The organism is Corynebacterium sp. HFH0082, assembly GCF_000411235.1.
Taxonomy (GTDB): Bacteria; Actinomycetota; Actinomycetes; order Mycobacteriales; family Mycobacteriaceae; genus Corynebacterium; species Corynebacterium jeikeium_D.
In genome coordinates, this window is sequence record NZ_KE150404.1 from 2030283 (window position 1) to 2049355 (window position 19073).

Consider the following 19073-nt stretch of genomic DNA (forward strand, 5'->3'; position numbering starts at 1 on the left):
AATATCGAAAAAGCCCCTAAATCGGGGCGAATACTGACATCGAAGACGAACCTATTTCCCAAAATTGTAAGGCTTGTATAAGCCTATTTCCCAATAACTACCCCTGTTCAGTAGGAAATAGTGCTTTACGACGGCCCCCCGCGCAGAACCTCACTGCCTCACTTAGTGACCGAATCTGCGTCCGCAACATTGTCCGCAGCGCTCTCGCCGCCTTCCGTGAAGTCCGTTTGGAACAACACCCGGGACCACAGTGCGAGCATGGCAACCAGTGGCGCGACCAGCAGCGCTACATAGGTCTTGAAGTCCGGAATCACCGAGAACTTATCGCCCGGCTGCATTCCCGCCAGATCCGGCTGGAGCAATGCCGCAACCGACTGACCGACGAGGTACGTCACTGCTGCGCTCATCAACGCGGAGAAACCTGCCCAGCCAATTGCTGTGAGCATCTGCACAGGGGTCGTGATGGCACGATTTCGGAACGTAGTAATTCCCAGCACCAGGCCGCTGATGGCAGTGACAGCAACAAACCAGAGCAGCCCAATAAAACCAGCGTCAACGGTTTCCTGAATAATCGCTAGTTGGTTATCCGGGAGCATTTGCACTTGCTGCTTGGGGCGTAGGAATGCCCAGGCCACTCCGGCTATCGTTCCCGTTACGACGGAGAAGAGAACAATACCCGAGGCCATTGCCACGCTCTGCTTTTCAACGTGTGGGACTCGGGTATTTTTCATAGTCATAGTTGACTAACTTACCTCACGGCGCACATCCGGTACTAGCGTGCCCGAATGGCGCACTAGCACAATCAGCGCCTTTATCGCTGCTCCAACATAACGGAGTCCACTTCGCCGTGGCGCGAGCACTTTGCAGTCCAGCCGTCCGGACGCACCTGCACCACCATCCGGCGCCCACAGAGCTGGCAGAACCGAGGCGCCTCCAGTCCAGCTTTTGCACCATAGGAACGTTCGCGCACTTCACCAGCTTCGAGGTCGGCGCCGGTAAAAGGATCGAACTTGGGCTCATCTCCCAGCACCATGGCCTGGAGCAGCTCTGTGGAGTCGACTTTCTTACTCCGCGGCGAGCGCGGGCTAGATGTCCGAGGCTTAGACAGTTGCATTGAGAGCCTTAATTGGGAGTCGTACCTTGCCAAGCATGTCTAGATCCTGCTCCGCCGGACGGCCCAGAGTGGTCAGGTAATTACCGACAATGACAGCGTTGATACCGCCGAGCAGCCCCTTTTCTGCGCCCAGGTCGCCCAGGGTGAGCTCACGACCGCCAGCAAAACGCAGGATGGTCTTCGGCAGTGCCAGACGGAAGGCACCGATGGCACGCAGTGCGTCCTTGGCTGGCATCGGCTCGCGACCGGCGAACGGAGTGCCCGGGCGCGGGTCGAGGAAGTTCATCGGCACCTCGGTCGGGTTGAGCTCCGCCAGGTCCTGAGCGAACTCGGCACGCTGCTCAAGGGTCTCTCCCATACCCAGGATGCCGCCACAGCAGACCTCCATACCGGCTTCGCCGACCATGCGCAGGGTGTCATGGCGCTCTTCCCAAGTGTGGGTGGTCACGACCTGCGGGAAGTAGCTCTTAGCAGTCTCAAGGTTGTGGTTGTAGCGGTGAATACCAGCCTTGGCCAGGCGATCTACCTGCTCCTGCGTCAGAATGCCCATAGAGGCGGCCACATTAATGTCAACCTCTGCCTGAATGGCGGCGACGGCCTGTTCCATCTGGCTGAGCAGTCGCTCGTCCGGCCCCTTTACTGCAGCAACGATGCAGAACTCAGTCGCACCCGACTTTGCGGTCTGCTTGGCGGCGTCCACCAGTGCCGGGATATCCAGCCATGCCGAACGCACCGGAGACTCGAACAGACCCGACTGCGAACAGAAGTGGCAGTCCTCTGGGCAGCCGCCAGTCTTCAGCGAGATAATGCCTTCAACCTCGACCTCTTCGCCGCACCACTTCAAGCGCACCTCATGAGCCAGTGCCAGCAGATCCTCGATGCTGTCGTCATCGAGGTTCAGAACTGCCAGGGTCTCCTCATAGTTCAGCCCCTCACCGCGGCCGAGCACCTTTTCTCGGGCGAGTTCCAAAATGTCCTGCTGCTGTTGAGTCATGGGGGTGACGCTCCTTGAGGCTGGGGATAAAACTTGAACACCGTTTCAGAAGTTGTTCAGTTATCAAACTTAATACCGCAGCTACAGAATGTCGAACAGGGTTCAATTCCCGTCGTGTCGCGGATTTACGCTCCCCATTTCAGCCTTGAGACATCTTCCAGATGATTCTTCTTTCGTCTACGGTAGGCAGTGTGCAATTGACCAAGGACATCATTGTCGACGCAGCTCTCACCATTCTCAACGAGTACGGACTCGGCGATCTCACGATCCGCCGCCTGACTCGCCACTTGGGTACCGCCGCTGGCGCAATGTACTGGCACTACCCTTCCAAGCAGGCACTGCTGGGCGCCGTCGCTGACCGCATCTTGGCTCCCTGCACAGAGTTTTCCGCCACAGGCGATTGGCGTGCCGACATCGAAGCCGTCGCCGAGCTGCTCTACTCCTGCCTCACCGCTCATCGGGATGGCGCCGAGGTCGTCTCGGCCGCGCTCGCTACGGGCACCGCCACGATTCGCCCCGAACAACTGCTTGCCGACGCCCTGGAGAACGCACCCGAAACCTCCATCAGCACCCCATCAGCGGCTGATACCGCGTCTGTCCTCGTGCACTTCATTCTCGGTGCGACAGTCGACCAGCAGACAGCCATCGCGCTTGACCTGAACGGCGCCAAGGGCGTTTCCAACAAGGGCGACACCAGTGGCGAGAACGCCGATGATAAGGATCTTGAGGTCGAGACTTCCTCTGAAGATGCTGCTGTACAGGCAAAAGAGCTCGGCCGCCAGCGCATTGCACTGGGAACCGAGCTCTTTATCGCCGGAATTGCGGGGGTTGCGGGGACTAAGGGAATCGCAGGTCATTAAGCCCCGCTGGAGCAATCACACTCACGGTCAAGCCGCGGCGCTAGAGCACCAGAGCTGCTACCCAACCAGCTGCCAGCAGCGGCAGGTTGAAGTGCAGGAAGGTCGGAATAACCGAATCGCGAATGTGGTCGTGCTGCCCGTCGGCATTGAGACCCATCGTCGGGCCGAGCGTCGAGTCCGATGCCGGCGAACCAGCATCGCCCAGAGCACCTGCAGTACCAATGATGGCGACGGTAGCCATCGGCGAGAAGCCCAGCGATACACACAACGGCACATAGATGATGGCGATAATCGGCAGCGTCGAGAAGGACGAACCAATACCCATCGTGACCACCAGACCAACGACCAGCATGGCGAATGCAGCGGCAGGCTTGTTGCCCGCAAACAGCTCTGCAGTAGCGGTCACCAGCGGCTCGATCTGGCCGGACTCCGACATCACCGAGGCGAAGCCCTGTGCGGAAATCATGATGAAACCAATCAGGGCCATCATCTTCATACCGGCGGTGAACACGTCGTCCGCCTCACGCCAGCGCACGGCACCGGTGAGCATGAAGATTGCCAGACCAGTGAGTGCACCAATCAGCAACGGATCGGCATCGGTCTCCATAGAATTCATCACAATCTGGACGACGAAAGTCACCACGATTGCAACGAGAGCAACGATAACTCGGTACTTCGACACCGGTTCGTCAGACTGGGTTTCTGCGTGTGAGGACTGGGCAATCGGCCGATCTTCGTAATGCCGTGGCTTCCGGTAGGAGAAAAATACGGCAATGGCCAGACCGGCCAGCATGCCGAGAGCCGGGATGCCCATCGTCATCATGATGTTGATATTGGAAACATCAAGGCCAGCATTCTCGATGTTCCCCAGCAGGATGTCGTTCAGGAAGATAGAACCGAATCCGACCGGAACCCACATGTAGGTGGTGACCAAACCGAAGGTCATCACACTGGTAATCATTCGACGGTCGATGTTGAGGCGGTTAAATACCGGCAACAGCGGCGGAATAATCAGCGGGATAAACGCAATGTGAACTGGGATGAGGTTCTGCGACATGATCGCCATGGCCAAAATGCCGGCGACCATGCCCCACTTGGTCCATGCCTCTGCCTTAGATTTAGCGCCTTCATCCTCCGTGCCGATCTTGGCAATCAGCCAATCGGCCAGCAGTTTGGGCAGCCCGGAGGATGCCACTGCCATGGCAAAGGCACCCAGCATGGCATAGCTCAGGGCAATCTTCGCACCACCAGAGAGGCCTTCCTGGAAGGCAACCATTGTGGCATCGAGCCCCATACCGGCGGAAAGACCACCGACTAAGGCGCCAATAAACAGCGCTAGCACAACGTGTACCCGGCAGACCGCCAGGATTAGCATCACCAAAACGGCGAGAAGAACGGCATTCATAAGGAAAATATTAAGGCAACCTTAAGTATTTCCAGCAACCGGGGCTAGAAAGACTTCACCCCAGAATCTTTACACCCCGGCTAATGCGGCTAATCAATCGAGACGAGTCCCTGGCCGCCCTGCACTGCGTCGCCGACTTCAACATGAATAGAGCCGACGGTGCCTGCAGCCGGGGCCGTAATCTCGGTTTCCATCTTCATTGCCTCGAGAATGAGCAGCACCTCCCCAGCCTCAATCTTCTGGCCTTCCTCGACCAAAATCTTGCTGACCGAACCTGCCAGTGGCGCCACCACCGAATTGGCGGAGACACCCGAGACACTAGCGGTGGCCGGCTCAACGGAAGCGCTCGACGATCCACCCAACACGATGGGCGAAAGACGCTTGGGCTCCTCAACTACTTCAACGTCGACATCGTAGGCAATGCCGCCGACAGTCACTTTCAATTTCATGGCTCAACAATCCTCACGTAGCAAAAGTCAATGAGTCAGACTCAATTAAGTCGGTTATCGAAAATTTCCAACTAACGCAGGTTGCGCTGCTGCTGGATCTGGCGTCCCTGCGCAGCCCACGTCTTATGGCGGTTGTATCGAATTGCCTTCACCTTGCCGCGATTGCCCAGGTACGCAGACACCGCTGCCGAAATGGCGATGACAGTATCCTCGGGGATATCTGCGTCCACGCGTTTGCGCAGTTCAGCCAACTCGCTCTCTGCCTGATTCAGTCGTGCCGTGGCCTTCTGCAAGCTTGTCGAGGTCGCATCCAACCGGTCGGTCAGTTCAGCGACGAGCGCTCGCAGCTCCTTAATCTCACCGATGCCGTCAGACATTACTGTGGCCCCAATCCGTGCTTCTTGGCCGGGCGAACCTCGCGCTTGTTACGCAGAACCGACAGTGCGTCAGCCACACGCAGGCGGGTTTCCGCCGGGTCAATCACGTCGTCGACCAGTCCGCGCGAGGCGGCGACATACGGCGTCGAGAAGCGTGTCTTGTATTCGGCGATACGCTCGTCGCGCACGCGCGCCTGCTCTTCCTCGTCGCCCGCGGCGGCAATTTCCTTTCGGAAGACCACGTTGACCGCACCCTCTGCGCCCATCACCGCAATTTCCGCGGTCGGCCATGCGAATACGTAGTCCGCGCCGAGGTCCTTCGAGCACATCGCCAGGTACGCACCGCCGTAGGCCTTACGCATGACGACGGTCACCTTGGGCACAGACGCTGCGGAGTATGCGTAGAGCATCTTTGCGCCGTGGCGAATGATGCCGCCGTGCTCCTGAGTGACGCCCGGCATAAAGCCAGGAACGTCAACCAGGGTGACCAGCGGGATATTAAAGGCATTGCAGAAGCGGATGAACTTTGCGCCCTTGTCCGAGGAATTAATGTCCAGCACACCGGACATCACGTTCGGCTGGTTGGCGACAAAGCCCACGGTACGGCCCAAAACGCGCCCAAAGCCGACAACCAGGTTGGTGGCAAAACCCGCCTGGCATTCGAGGAAGTCTCCATTGTCGGCGATACGGATGATGACCTCGCGGACGTCGTAGCCCTTCTTGCCATCGACGGGGACGATGTCGCGGAGCTCTGGATCCGGCTCGGCGTCGAATACCGGATCCACGATCGGCGGCTCTTCCGTGTTGTTCTGTGGCAGGAAGCTTAAGAGCTTCTGCGCAATCAGGATGGCCTGCTCGTCATCGTCGGCAACGAAGTCAATATTGCCGGCCTTGGCCATGTGCGCATCAGCGCCACCGAGCTGCTCGGAGGTAACTTCCTCGCCGGTCACAGACTTAATAACGCCCGGGCCGGTGATGAACATCTGCGCCTTGCGAGTCTGAATGATGAAGTCGGTCAGCGCTGGCGAGTAGGCAGCGCCACCAGCACATGGGCCTGCAATGATGGAAATCTGCGGCACCAGACCGGATAGCCACACGTTGTTGTAGAAGACCTGGCCATAGCCCGACAGAGAGTCAATCCCCTCTTGAATGCGAGCGCCACCGGAGTCGTTGATGAAAACGAACGGAGTGCCGTTGTCGGCAGCAGCGCGCATGGTGGCCGCAACCTTGCGGGACTGCGTTTCACCAGCGGAGCCACCCATGACCGTGAAGTCCTGGGAGGCCACGTGTACTGCCCGGCCGAGAACCGCGGCAGTGCCGGTGACCACGCCGTCGGCAGGCGCGTCGGCAGTATCCATGCCGAAGTCGGTGGTGCGGTGAGTCATGAACATCCCGGTTTCACGGAAAGTGCCCTCGTCGACGAAGTTGTCGATACGCTCGCGGGCAGTCATCTTCCCACGTTCGTGCTGCTTGGCCTGGCGGGCTTCACCGCCACCGGCCTCAACACGGCGACGCTGAGCATCCAAATAATCCAGGCGCTCCGCCATCGAGGCATCGACGCCCGGCGCGACGGCACCCGCCGGATTCGGCTGGTTTGCTGAACTTTGCGACATTGCTATCTCTTCTCCCGATGTTCCTAGGCGGGTTCCACCTGGACGGTCTGTGAGCGACCGCCAACGGTAACCTTGTAGCGAATTGGCTCGCGAATGGCATTGGCAGCACCAGAGGCCTGCTCCGCCTCGCGCTTGAGCTGTTCGGCAGTCTTACCGACGTTCTTCGGCCCTTCGCCGCGCGTGGTGAAGAATCCCGGTGCGACGGATGGGAACAGTGCGTTGGTCAGGACGTCTTCGGCGGTGCCGTTGTAACCGTCGAGCTCCTTGGCCTGCTCGACCAGGTCGTCCCACTCTGGCTCGAGAAGATCAGCCGGGCGAACCGTGATTTCTTCCTTCTTGGTCTGTTCCGCTGCCTGCTTAATCAGCTCTGGGTTGCGCTCACCCGGGCACTGCCCGTAATAGCCGAGCATGAGGTCAGCGAACTCAGCCGTCATAACCTTGTAGCGTCCCATCAGCACGTTAAACACAGCTTGCGTGCCGACGATCTGCGAGCTCGGAGTCACCAGCGGCGGGTAACCGGCGTCCTTGCGGACAATCGGTACTTCACGCATGACCTCTTCGACGCGGTCGCCCGCGCCCTGGGCCTTGAGCTGGTTTTCCATGTTCGACAACATGCCGCCGGGGATCTGCGACATGAAAATGTCGGTATTGACCAGGGTTTTCGACTCGAACTCTGCGTACTTCGGGCGCACCTTGCGGAAGTGGTCACGAATGGTGATCAGGTTATCCATGTTCAGGTCGGTGGTGTAGTCGGTTCCCTCCAACATTTCCACCAGCGACTCGGTCGGGTTGTGCCCCGGGCCCAGCGACATCGACGAAATTGCCGTGTCCACGACATCCGCCCCAGCTTCGATGGCTTTCATCAAAGTCACCATCGTGACACCGGTGGTCGAGTGACAGTGGACGTTAATCTGGGTGTCCTCGCCGTACGTTTCCTTGATGCCGCGGATGATGTCGTAAGCCGGCTGGGGTTTCAGCAGCGCTGCCATGTCCTTCAACGCAATGGAGTCCGCCCCCATATCCAGTAGACGACCAGCGAGCTTCACGTACCCGTCGACGTCGTGAAGCGGAGACGTCGTGTAGCAGATCGTGCCCTGCGCATGCTTGTCGACGTTCTTGACCGCGCGCATGGCGTGCTCGAGATTGCGTGGGTCGTTGAGCGCGTCGAAAACACGGAATACGTCCATACCGTTTTCAGCAGACTTTTCGACGAACTTGTCAACCACCATGTCCTCGTAGTGGCGGTAACCGAGGAGATTCTGGCCGCGCAGCAGCATTTGCAGGCGGCTGTTCGGCATCAGCTTGCGGAATGTCCGCAGGCGCTCCCAGGGGTCTTCATTAAGGAAGCGGATGCAGGCGTCAAAGGTTGCGCCGCCCCAGCACTCCACACTCCAAAAACCGGCCTTGTCCATTTCTTCACAGACATCGACCATGTCTTCCATAGCCATTCGCGTTGCCATGAGACTCTGATGAGCGTCTCGGAACGCTACTTCCGTTACACCAATGGTTCGTGGACTCATAACTCCAAAAGTAAAGGCCTTTGGGGATCTTCGCGCGTTGGTGACCGCGAATATTGGGGATTCGGCGCCCGCCAAGGTGCGTTTAGAGTGTCAAATTGCCCACTTGCAGGGTTAAATACTTATTTTCACGCGAAGTTTATGCTCTTAATCGTTCGACTCGAATTTTTCCTTGGGGGTCGTTTTTGCGAAGTGCGCTCGACAGATGGGACGGATGGCGCGCCCACACGGGACCGAAAAAGGCTCATGTTTTTTACAAAACGGTTAAGGTAGTCACATGAACCAAGCAAATACAGTCGGCGATTATCAAGTATGGCCGGGTGAGCCTTACCCGCTCGGATCTACCTACGACGGCGCTGGCACCAACTTTGCACTCTTTTCCGACGTTGCGGAAAAGGTTGAGCTTTGTCTGATTAGCGCCGAAGGCGAAGAAACACGCATTGAGTTGGAAGAAGTCGATGCGCATATCTGGCACTGCTACATCCCGTCCATCATGCCGGGCCAGCGCTACGCCTACCGCGTACACGGCCCATTCGATCCGGCCAACGGTAAGCGTTGCGACCCCAACAAGCTGCTGGTCGACCCATACGCCAAGGCTTTCGACGGCGAATTCGACGGTCACCCATCACTGTTCAACTATGACATTCATGACCACTCGAAGCGCAACACCGAGGACAGCCTGGGACACACCATGACCTCCGTGGTCATCAACCCATTCTTCGACTGGGGCGCTGACCGCGCACCTCGCACGCCGTACAACGAGACCGTGATTTACGAGGCCCACGTCAAGGGCATGACCATGACTCACCCGGATATCCCGGAGGAGCTACGTGGTACCTATGCCGGTCTCGCGCATCCGGCGATTATTGACTACCTCAAGGACCTTGGTGTCACGGCTATCGAACTGATGCCGGTCCACCAGTTCCTCCAGGACGACCACCTGCGCGAAAAGGGGCTGCGCAACTACTGGGGCTACAACACCTTCGGCTTCCTGGCACCGCACCAGGACTACTCGGCTTCCCAAAAGCCAGGTGGCGCAGTCAGCGAGTTCAAGGGCATGGTGCGCGCATTTCACGATGCGGGCATTGAGGTCATCCTCGACGTGGTCTACAACCACACCGCCGAGGGCAACCACATGGGCCCAACCATCTGCTTCCGAGGCATCGACAACGAGGCCTACTACCGCCTGGTCGAAGGCGATCGCCAGCACTACATGGACTACACCGGTACCGGTAACTCCCTGAATGTGCGCCACCCACACTCGCTGCAGCTGATTATGGATTCGCTGCGCTACTGGGTCTCCGAGATGCATGTCGACGGCTTCCGCTTCGATTTGGCCTCCACCCTGGCTCGAGAATTCCACGATGTCGATCGACTCTCCGCCTTCTTTGACTTGGTACAGCAGGATCCGATTGTCAGCCAGGTCAAGCTCATCGCAGAACCGTGGGATGTCGGCGAAGGTGGCTACCAGGTCGGTAACTTCCCACCGCAGTGGACTGAATGGAACGGTAAGTACCGCGACACCATCCGCGACTTCTGGCGCGGTGAGCCATCCACGCTCGGCGAGTTCGCTTCACGTATCACCGGTTCCTCGGACCTGTATGCAAACAATGACCGCCGCCCAACTGCGTCGATTAACTTCGTGACCGCGCATGACGGTTTCACCCTCAATGACTTGGTCAGTTACAACGAGAAGCACAATATGGCCAACGGCGAGGACAACCGCGATGGCGAGTCCCACAACCGTTCTTGGAACTGCGGTGTGGAAGGCCCGACCGACGACGAGCGCATCATTTCGCTGCGCGCTCGCCAGCGTCGTAACTTCCTGACCACTCTCCTACTGTCCCAGGGCACTCCAATGATTAGCCACGGTGACGAAATGGGACGTAGCCAGAAGGGCAACAACAACGTCTACTGCCAGGACAACCGTTTGGCCTGGGTCGACTGGAATCAGACTCGCACCAACTCTGAACTGGTCGAATACACCCAGTTCCTGACTGAGCTGCGTGCGGAACACCCAGTCTTCCGACGCCGCCGCTTCCTGCGCGGTGGCCCGCTCGGTGCGGAAACCGACGATCGTGACATTGCCTGGCTGACCTATGAGGGTCGTGTCATGACGACCGATGACTGGAACTTCGACTTCGGCAAGTCGTTGATGGTCTGGCTCAACGGCGATGCCATCACTGAGCCTGACCGCCGAGGTCACAGGATTGAGGATGACTCCTTCCTGCTGTGCTTCAACGCCCACCACGAGGACATCATGTTCCAAATTCCGGGCACCGAATACGCACACAGCTGGGAAGTCATCATCGACACCACAGAGATCACGGGTCGCCCGACCCGCGAGCGCATCGTTGAGCCAGAAGGCGAGCTCCGCGTGCCAGCCCGTTCTACCATCGTGCTGATCGAGCGACACTAGCCGCGTCCGCGTTGGGTGTAGGGGCCTGGGCCTGGGTTGGTTCCTACACAAAAATCCCCTGTCGGCGGAAGGCTTTTCTTCCACTGACAGGGGATTTTCGGCTCTGAGTTCAACTCAAAACAGGGTTTGGGTCAACACAGCACTGCGGGAGCCGAGCTGGCGTGAAGTCTTCTTACGCAGATGCGCGCATATTGAACTCCGCCTGAGAGTTCAACCAGTACTCCGGCTCGGTGTCAAAGTAGTCGGACAGTCGATTTGCGAGGTCAGTAGTGACCGCAGTGCGGCCGGTGCGAAAGCGCTCCAGAGTTGAGCTTGGCACGCCGATGGCAAGAGCCAGTCGGTAGATAGAGAGGTGTCGCGGCTCGAGGAAATTATCGTTCAAGATAGAACCAGGGTGCACAGGATGCGTGCTCAAAATGTTTACTCCTTATTTCATCGCTTCACTGGCATACGTTGTTTCCGCTTTGCCCTACGCTTGAGCTCGAAAGCTCGAACGACCAGTTACCGCCGTTCGTCGAAAAGTATAAGGAGCGCCCGCTCAAAATGCATCCGGACATTTAACCCCCCAAAACATGTGGTTTTCAGGGGTACAGACACCCCCACTGTCCGAACGCTCCATAAATATTCCTATTTTTGTGGGCATTTCCACATTGTCGGAAGCCATGTGTACTCGGCGAGAACCGCAGGTACCGCAGCCTCTATGGGGCTCAATCCGCCATCGGCGCTACCATCTAGTGCATGACTACGACCACGCCATCCTCCGAGTCCGCCGTCGTCTTCGAGCTCACAGGCGACACGGTGACTATTACCGCAGATGGGCTCCGCCTTACCCACACCATCAACACGGCTAGCACCGACCCCGCGAAGCCCCTCCCGCTTGCCGACGTTGCGGAGGTCGCATCGGCAAGTAAAAACGGTGTCTACACTCCGGCCAACCGCTTTTTCCCCGGCACGGTGGACCTCGGAGTAGCTTTGCCAAAGGCCCGTGTGATGCCTCATCGTCAGGCAGCAGCGCAGTTGCTGGCAGACCTCGTGGCGGAGATGGCCAAGAATCCGGAGTTCTACAACTCAGCAGATGCTTTTACTTCCACGTTGATGCCGTGGGTGGCACAGCGTGCGGCGGTCACCGAAGGCGTGAGTGTGGTTGAGGGCGCGGGCGACGTCGTAAAGCAGTCTGTGCCTTTTGCACCGCTTCCTACGGGGGATGAGGTTGCGGCGTCGGACATCGCACCGTTTGCGGCGTTCGATGTAGAGACAGCGAACGAAGACACCGGCTCGATTATTCAGCTTGGCGTTGCGGTCGTGCGTGGCGGGAAGGTGACGGAGCGTTATTCCTGGATGTGCCGTCCGCCAAAGGGGCTGGAGTATTTTGATGAAGCCAATGTCGCGATTCATGGCATCACGGCGGCGGATGTGGCCGGTGAGCCGTCATTTCCGGAGCAGCTGGCGAAGTTTGTTGACGTCGTTGGGGATTTGGACGTAGTTGCTCACAATGCGCGGTTTGATTTCACTGCCCTGTCGCGGGCGTGCCGGGCGGAAGGCATTCCAGCGCCGAAGTTGAATTTTGCGTGTACTTATATGTGGGCTCGGCAGATGCAGTTGGGGCTGCCCAATTTGAAGCTGCCGACGTTGGCGGAGGCCGCGGGGGCGTCGCTGGAGAATCATCATGATGCGACGGCAGATGCGGTCGCATGTGCTGAGGTAGCGCTGTGGTTGATGGAGCAGCAGCGCGCAACATCGGTGGCTGATTTGAGCCAGAAGGTCTCGCTGAGCTTGGGCCAGATTGGCAGTGGACGAGTGCGGATGGTGCGCTATGACCCGGCTGGTGTCGCCAGCACTGGCGCCGGGACCAACGCGGGAACTGGTACTGGTGCTGGTGCGCAATCCGGCAGTTCCGCGCCGTCACGTCGGACGCGTCGCAATGCGAAGTGGGATGCGGCCAAGACACCGGACACCATTCCAGACCCGAATCCGGACGCGGATCCAAGCGGCCTGCTGTACCAGCAGCGGGTGACGCTGACCGGCGATTTTGCCCCGTATGACAAGGGCTTTCTGTGGGATAAGATCGCCTTTGCAGGTGCGAATATCAATAAGGGTGTCACGAAGAAGACGACAATTTTGGTCGCCGGTCCGTGGGATTCGGTGACGTCGAAGGAGAAGAGGGCTCGACAGCTGCAGGCCGAAGGCCAGGAAATCCAGATTTGGACTGAGAAGGAGCTCTTCACCGCACTCGGGCTGAATCCGGAAGAGGATGGCGCGTCCGAAGCAGGAGACACTGCGGAAGGGACACCTAGCGCCAGCGCCGGAAACAACTCCAGTGAGTCGGTTCCGTTGTTCGGTTCTACTTCCCTGCCCGGCGATGACGGAATGCCACCCTTCTAGGCCACGTTCACGAGAAGAAATTCGCATTCGGACGGCAGGCGCAGACTCTGGGGCTAGCTGCTGCCACAGCGGTCAGGCAGCAGCTTTTCCTGGTGGGCGGTATAAAGGGGAACATGAGTCGCCGACCAATTACGTCCACCTACCGTCTCCAACTCCGTGGCCCCAAGGCCGACCCAAACGGGCGCGCTTTCACGTTCGCTGACGCGGCTGAACAGGTCGGCTACTTGGCAGACCTCGGAATTTCACACCTGTATCTGTCGCCTATCCTCACCGCCGTACCGGAGTCTAACCATGGCTACGATGTCATCGATCCGACGACGGTGAACCCGGAGCTCGGCGGCATGGAAGAGCTGCAGAAGCTCGCGCAGGTGGCGCACAAGGCCGGTCTGGGCATCATTATCGACCTGGTACCGAACCACCTCGGTGTTGAGGAGCCTAAGCTCAATGCCTGGTGGTGGGACGTTCTGACCTATGGCAAGGATTCTCAGTTCGAGCCATACTTCGATATCGACTGGCACGAGGACAACGGTGCCAACGGCAAGATGGGGTTGCCGATTCTGGGCTCCCCGGAGGATATCGACAAGCTGGAGCTCGACACGTCTGGTGACGAGCCACTTCTGCGTTACTACGACAACACATTCCCGGTGCGCCCGGGCACCGAGGACGGCACCCCGCAGGAAGTACATGATCGCCAGGCCTATCGCCTGATGTACTGGAAGGACGGGGTCATTGGCTACCGTCGATTCTTCAGCGTCAACGGTCTGGCCGGCATCCGCCAGGAAAACCCGGTGGTATTCGAGCACACACACCGCATCATCCGCGAGCTGCTGGCAGCGGACATCATTGACGGTGTCCGCATTGACCACCCGGATGGCCTCAGCAACCCATTCGGATACCTCAGTGAGCTACGCCGTCTACTCGGCGATGACAAGTGGCTGGTTATCGAGAAGATTCTGGGTGCCGAAGAGCCACTGGATCCGAGGCTCCAGGTTGACGGCACCACGGGTTACGACGCCCTGCGTGAGTTCGACAATGTCTTCGTCAACCGCGACTCCCGAGACGCCATGAGCATGTTGGCTCTGCAGCAGTCCGGCTCGACCTGGGACAAAACTGCCGTGCAGGCAACTGCGCAGGCCCTCAAGCACGATGTCGCAGCGCACGAGTTGGCTGCAGAAGTCCGTCGTCTAGCACGTGCCCTGCGCCGCGATAACTGGTCTATCAGCGGTACCAGCGTCAGCGATGAGGTACTTATCGACACCATCTGCAAGCTGGTCGCTGCCATGCCTGTCTATCGTTCGGACTATGTCTCCCTGTCGCGAGTGGCTTCCACGGTCATTGGTGAAATGGCAGCGCGTTTCCCCTCGCGTGTCTTTGCCCTCGACCTCATTTCGGCAGGTTTGGTAGCCGGTGGTGAGGCCGCCACGCGGTTCGCGCAGGTCTGTGGTGCGGTCATGGCAAAGGGTGTCGAAGACACCACCTTCTACCGCGCCTGCCGCCTGATCAGCCTGAACGAAGTCGGCGGTGATTTGGGTCGCTACGGCATGTCGGCGGCGGAGTTCCACCTGTTGCAGTCGGAACGTGCTCGCCTCTGGCCACGAACCATGACCACGCTGTCCACGCACGACACCAAGCGCGGCGAAGATGTCCGAGCCCGCATTCTCCAGCTCTCCGATGTCTCCGGCGACTGGGCTGAAAATGTCCGCAACTGGATGGCCATCACCCCCGCCCCGGACGATGCCACCGGCTACTTCCTGCTGCAGAACATCATCGGAGTCTGGCCGACCGACGGCGTGATTACCGATGAACTGCGCGAACGCCTCCACGACTACGCCATTAAGGCCATCCGCGAGGCAGATGTGCACACCTCCTGGACGGAGCCGGTCGAGGAGTTCGAACTCGGCATCCGCAGCTGGATTGACGCGCTTCTCGACGGCCCCCTGACCGACTCCATCACAGAGTTCGTCCGCTCCATTGCGCCAGCTGCCCTGACCACGTCACTGTCGCGCAAGCTCCTCCAGCTTGTCGGCCCCGGCATCCCCGATACCTACCAGGGGACGGAGTTCACAGAGGACTCCCTGGTTGATCCTGACAACCGCCGGTTCGTCGACTACGATGCGCGCGTCGCGGCGCTGGATAAGGTTGCTCGCGATGAGGTCACGTCGGTAACTAAGAGTCCAGAGCACCCAGCTGAGCTGCCGGAGGACTTTACGGATGCCGATGCGGACGTCGCAAAGCTGATGGTGACTCACCACGGAGTGAAGCTGCGTGCGGAACGCCCGGAGTCCTTCGTCGGCGGTGCCTACCAGCCAGTATTCGCCGTTGGTGTGGGCGAGCGTCATCTGGTCGGCGCGGCGCGTGGACCGAAGGGCGAGCCGGAAGATGTTATCGCGCTGGTGACGCGCCGTCCGCTGGGGCTGCAGCGCGAAGGCGGTTGGGGCGACACTACAGTGACACTTCCCAAGGGGTTTTGGACCGACCGTTTCACCGGCCATACCTGGTCGGGCACCATCGCCGTGGCTTCTCTGTTCAGCTCCTTCCCAGTAGCACTGCTGGTACGCGAGGACGATGACGACTAAGCGCATGAAGGATTCGCTTGCCGACGGTTCCCGCGATCAGACCCGCAAGGCTCAGTTGGCGGAGGATCGAGAGGTTACACGTGCGCTGCAGTCGAAGTACGACTCGTGGGCAACTCGGCACCCCACCGCCGCGCAGGACTTTGTCGATGCGATTAAAGAGATTCTCTCCGATGCCGGTTTGGCCTTTGACAATGTCACGGCGCGGGTGAAGTCTTTCCGCTCATTGCGGCAGAAGGCCCTGCGTCGTGAAGCGGATGGCAGCTACGTCTACCCTGACCCGTGGCACGATATCCACGACATCATCGGTGTGCGTGTAACCACGTACCATTCGACGGAGATTCCCGCGATCATGGATGCGCTGGGAGATTCGCTGACTGTGCTGCGTAGGATTGACAAAACCGCGGAGACACGAATCAGCGGCCGGTTGGGATACGGCTCCCAGCACTTGATCTGCAAGGTGTCGACGGCGGCGCCGTCAGAGCTAGCTCCATATGCGGATATGCAGTTTGAGGTGCAACTGCGCACTGTGCTGCAGCATGCGTGGGCGGAATTTGAGCACGATATTCGCTATAAGGCCCCTGAGGGAGCGACAGACCCGCGGATTGATCGAGCTTTTGCGCTGGCCGCTGGCCTTATTGAGCTCGCGGATCAGCAGTTCGACCAAGTCGTTGCCGTGCTGGAGGAATCCACGCCGGACGATTCCGCGCAGGGAGAGGGCAAACAGCCCTCAGCTCCGGCAAAGACCACAGCCGATGACATTGTGGTGACTGAGGAAACCCTACCCGGCGTGCTGACGATGCTGCTTCCAGATGCGCCCCGATCGAAATCAGAACATTACGGCTGGGCAGAAGAACTGCTGGAGCGCAATGGCATTCGCACTGTCGGGCAGCTGCGAGAGCTACTTAATCCACAGCGCCTCAGTGCGGTAAGCAAGGCCATGAAGTACCGCTTTAACCCAGGCCATGTGCGTGTTATCGATGACCTACTACTAGCGGCTCGCGGTGAAAAGCACATCAAGGCCACTGCAGATACCAGCCATAACCCGAAGCGTCGACCAGCCCGTTTGCGCGCACGGTTGCAGCAACTAGCGGAGGCCGGGATGCCTATGAGCGACGTCCCCGAAGACGATCGAGCTGACGGCGATCGCGCTTCGTAGGCCGCCCGGCACCGCGATCGCGCATCGGCATCGATGCGAGAATCTCCCTCGGAGGCGGTGGCGGAGAGTGGTCGATATAGCACTGCCTGGCCACCGGAGCTCCGACCCGCTTCTTCACCGTCTTGGTGACCTCAACAATGTGTTCGCGGTGGTTTGCCCACAGTCGCACTCTGTCCCCTGGGACGACTAGAACTGAGGGTTTCACGGCTTCGCCGTTGACTTTGACGTGGCCGCCACGGCACGCATCTGCGGCCAATGAGCGAGTTTTCAGCAACCTGACCGCCCAAATCCAGGCATCAATACGCACTGGCTCGGTAGACAATTGCTGCTGAGCAGGCATTTACTGCGGATCCTTGTAGTTCACAATCCGCTGAACCTTTTGCCAATTGAGAAAACCACCGACCAGGCCGACTACTGCCAGGATGAGGAATAGAGACATGCTTCCGGCTAGAAGTCCGAGCACTGCACCGCCGACGACACCACTGCCTGCCCATACAACGGCATTGCGGGAGTACTTTCGCACCGCGTTCTTGCGGAGCTCAATGGGGTTCTGAGGTTGGGGCTGAAGATAGCTCATGGAGTACATATTAGAGCGTTCTGGTCGCCCTGACGCATCGCATAGGTCGATAGGGCGTACAATTCGGGAAAAATTTCTACAGCTATAGCAAACCTGCTAGATATTCCTATTTGGGTAGGTAATTAACACAATGGCGTAGGTTGATTGCTAGTGTTAGTCCTATGACAGAAACTGTCCGCCCCCGCCACCGCATGGTCGACCGCGTTGCGGCGATCCTCGAACTCGTTGCGCGCTCTAACGAAGGTCTAACCCTCACTGACATCGCCCACACGCTGAACTATCCGCTCAGTACCACGCAGGGCCTTGTCAACGGTCTGACTGTGACAGGTTACCTTGACGAGTCCAACAAGCGTTACACGCTCGGCATGGCGCCGTTTCTGCTCAATGTCATGGCCGGTCGTCGCATGGTCAACGTTCCGACGGCTGAGCTCGAGGCGATTCACAACGAAACTGGCTTGATTACCGTGCTGGCACTGCCGGTTGGTGGCAAGCTTTTCTACCTCAAAACCGTCGGTGAATCCATGCGCTACCAGTACCTGACGGAGAACTTCCTGCCGCGCTCGCTGTTGCGCACCTCTGCAGGTTGGGTTTTGATGAGTCGGTTTGAAAAGCGCGAACTGTGGTCCTACCTGAACTCCGCGCGGCCGGAAGACCAGGTCTATGTGGATGATTTCCTCCGCCAGGCCGGGGAAATCGCAGAGACCGGCGTCTGTGCTGCCCCGGGTATTGCCGAAGGCGGTGGCGTTGACGGTGTCTCTATCGCAGTGGAGGAAGACGGTGCTACTGTCGCGGCAGTCTGCGTCTTCGGTCGGCCAGAAAAGATTGCGGAAAATAAGGACGAGCTGGTGGAAATTCTCAAGCGCCATCGCGGCGCACACAACGGCGAGGAATCCCCGAACCAGGGTTAGTGGCTGTTAAGCGCGCAGCTCCCACCAGATTTCGCCACCGTCCGTAGACGGCTCGCTAGCTCCCTTAGTCAGCGCCTGCATTTCGCCGTCAAGCTGGGCAATCCCATCGGCAGTCACCGCGATGGAAAACTCCACGTTCTGGCCCCACCGCGTTTCCACGATCTCATAACCACGAGCACGCAATTCCGCTTCGATGCGACCGGCATCTGCGGCGGAGACACTCACTACCCTCAAGGCTCTTTGCACGCGTCGCATGCGCGTGACTTTTTCTAGACACTCTAAGACCGAATCCGAATAGGCCCTCACAAGCCCACCCGTGCCTAATTTGATGCCGCCAAAATAGCGGATCACTACGGCGGTGACATTCGTCATTCCAGAGCCCTGGAGCACATCGAGCATCGGGCGCCCTGCCGTGCCACCAGGTTCACCGTCATCTGAGGATCGCTCCACCCGATTCCCTCCGACGACCTCATGAATGTATGCGCTGCAGTGGTGGCGAGCATCCGGGTACTCCGCCTTGGCCAAATTGATGACCTCTCGGGCGCTGTCTTCGTCGTCGGCACGCGCGATCCACGTAATGAAGCGAGATTTCTTAATCTCGATTTCATTCGTGACGATGTCACCGTCGGCGGGGACAATCAGCTCGATGTCACGCTGATTCTGCGTCGCTTCGGTCGAAGTGGATGGCTCGGTGGTCATAGTGTCCATTGTTGCCTATGGGCTTAG

18 protein-coding genes are annotated in these 19073 nt (G+C 58.8%); 6 read left to right on the forward strand and 12 right to left on the reverse strand.

Going from position 1 to position 19073, the window contains the following annotated elements:
* Positions 1-158: 158 nt before the first annotated feature.
* From HMPREF1206_RS08770 to bioB, 3 genes are all read right to left on the reverse strand, one after another.
* Positions 159-737: a hypothetical protein gene (locus HMPREF1206_RS08770; RefSeq protein WP_016422959.1), complete on the reverse strand. Its 579-nt coding sequence runs from the start codon at positions 735-737 to the stop codon at positions 159-161.
* Between the two features lie 74 nt (positions 738-811).
* The gene (locus HMPREF1206_RS08775; protein ID WP_016422960.1) at positions 812-1114 is read right to left on the reverse strand and encodes a hypothetical protein; all 303 of its coding nucleotides are present in this window, start codon (positions 1112-1114) and stop codon (positions 812-814) included.
* Positions 1101-2108: a biotin synthase BioB gene (bioB, locus tag HMPREF1206_RS08780; RefSeq protein WP_016422961.1), complete on the reverse strand. Its 1008-nt coding sequence runs from the start codon at positions 2106-2108 to the stop codon at positions 1101-1103. Before bioB ends, HMPREF1206_RS08775 begins: the two co-directional genes overlap by 14 nt.
* 191 nt (positions 2109-2299) lie before the next feature.
* On the opposite strand from bioB, the gene HMPREF1206_RS08785 reads away from it, so the two are divergent.
* Entirely contained in the window at positions 2300-2968 is a 669-nt protein-coding gene (locus HMPREF1206_RS08785; RefSeq protein ID WP_172620237.1) for a TetR family transcriptional regulator, read from the forward strand.
* A gap of 40 nt (positions 2969-3008) precedes the next feature.
* Here the strand turns inward: HMPREF1206_RS08785 and HMPREF1206_RS08790 are convergent, their stop codons facing one another.
* From HMPREF1206_RS08790 to HMPREF1206_RS08810, 5 genes are all read right to left on the reverse strand, one after another.
* A complete protein-coding gene (locus tag HMPREF1206_RS08790; protein WP_016422963.1) occupies positions 3009-4373 on the reverse strand; it encodes a Na+/H+ antiporter family protein in 1365 nt (454 codons plus the stop codon).
* An 89-nt stretch (positions 4374-4462) separates the two neighbouring features.
* Positions 4463-4822: a biotin/lipoyl-containing protein gene (locus tag HMPREF1206_RS08795; RefSeq protein ID WP_016422964.1), complete on the reverse strand. Its 360-nt coding sequence runs from the start codon at positions 4820-4822 to the stop codon at positions 4463-4465.
* A 71-nt stretch (positions 4823-4893) separates the two neighbouring features.
* Complete coding sequence (locus HMPREF1206_RS08800) at positions 4894-5199, reverse strand: hypothetical protein (RefSeq protein ID WP_016422965.1); 306 nt, start codon at positions 5197-5199, stop codon at positions 4894-4896.
* Positions 5199-6812, reverse strand: coding sequence for an acyl-CoA carboxylase subunit beta (locus HMPREF1206_RS08805; protein ID WP_016422966.1), 1614 nt, complete (start codon positions 6810-6812; stop codon positions 5199-5201). The genes HMPREF1206_RS08800 and HMPREF1206_RS08805 overlap by 1 nt, the downstream gene beginning before the upstream one ends.
* Before the next feature lie 23 nt (positions 6813-6835).
* A complete protein-coding gene (locus HMPREF1206_RS08810; RefSeq protein WP_042388769.1) occupies positions 6836-8332 on the reverse strand; it encodes a methylmalonyl-CoA carboxytransferase subunit 5S in 1497 nt (498 codons plus the stop codon).
* A 274-nt stretch (positions 8333-8606) separates the two neighbouring features.
* Here HMPREF1206_RS08810 and glgX point away from each other — a divergent pair, with 274 nt between their 5' ends.
* Positions 8607-10748 (forward strand): glycogen debranching protein GlgX, encoded by a 2142-nt coding sequence (glgX, locus tag HMPREF1206_RS08815; RefSeq protein WP_016422968.1) that lies wholly within the window; start codon positions 8607-8609, stop codon positions 10746-10748.
* A 172-nt stretch (positions 10749-10920) separates the two neighbouring features.
* Here glgX and HMPREF1206_RS08820 read toward each other — a convergent pair whose 3' ends face one another.
* Positions 10921-11163: a HigA family addiction module antitoxin gene (locus HMPREF1206_RS08820; protein ID WP_005510305.1), complete on the reverse strand. Its 243-nt coding sequence runs from the start codon at positions 11161-11163 to the stop codon at positions 10921-10923.
* Positions 11164-11486: 323 nt separating this feature from the next.
* On the opposite strand from HMPREF1206_RS08820, the gene HMPREF1206_RS08825 reads away from it, so the two are divergent.
* From HMPREF1206_RS08825 to HMPREF1206_RS08835, 3 genes are all read left to right on the forward strand, one after another.
* Positions 11487-13130, forward strand: coding sequence for an exonuclease domain-containing protein (locus HMPREF1206_RS08825; protein ID WP_016422969.1), 1644 nt, complete (start codon positions 11487-11489; stop codon positions 13128-13130).
* A gap of 113 nt (positions 13131-13243) precedes the next feature.
* Complete coding sequence (gene treY, locus HMPREF1206_RS08830; protein ID WP_016422970.1) at positions 13244-15706, forward strand: malto-oligosyltrehalose synthase; 2463 nt, start codon at positions 13244-13246, stop codon at positions 15704-15706.
* Complete coding sequence (locus tag HMPREF1206_RS08835; protein ID WP_016422971.1) at positions 15696-16862, forward strand: GTP pyrophosphokinase family protein; 1167 nt, start codon at positions 15696-15698, stop codon at positions 16860-16862. Before treY ends, HMPREF1206_RS08835 begins: the two co-directional genes overlap by 11 nt.
* Here the strand turns inward: HMPREF1206_RS08835 and HMPREF1206_RS11020 are convergent.
* Together HMPREF1206_RS11020 and HMPREF1206_RS08840 are read right to left on the reverse strand one after the other, a co-directional pair.
* Positions 16810-17202, reverse strand: a complete 393-nt coding sequence (locus HMPREF1206_RS11020; RefSeq protein WP_016422972.1) for an RNA-binding S4 domain-containing protein — start codon at positions 17200-17202, stop codon at positions 16810-16812. The two genes, HMPREF1206_RS08835 and HMPREF1206_RS11020, sit on opposite strands and share 53 nt — an antisense overlap.
* Positions 17203-17448 (reverse strand): hypothetical protein, encoded by a 246-nt coding sequence (locus HMPREF1206_RS08840; protein WP_005510313.1) that lies wholly within the window; start codon positions 17446-17448, stop codon positions 17203-17205.
* A gap of 152 nt (positions 17449-17600) precedes the next feature.
* On the opposite strand from HMPREF1206_RS08840, the gene HMPREF1206_RS08845 reads away from it, so the two are divergent.
* Positions 17601-18347 carry a helix-turn-helix domain-containing protein gene (locus tag HMPREF1206_RS08845; RefSeq protein WP_016422973.1) on the forward strand — a complete coding sequence of 249 codons (747 nt, stop codon included), beginning with the start codon at positions 17601-17603 and terminating at the stop codon, positions 18345-18347.
* A gap of 6 nt (positions 18348-18353) precedes the next feature.
* Here HMPREF1206_RS08845 and HMPREF1206_RS08850 read toward each other — a convergent pair whose 3' ends face one another.
* Positions 18354-19055, reverse strand: coding sequence for a YigZ family protein (locus HMPREF1206_RS08850; RefSeq protein WP_016422974.1), 702 nt, complete (start codon positions 19053-19055; stop codon positions 18354-18356).
* Between the last annotated feature and the right edge of the window lie 18 nt (positions 19056-19073).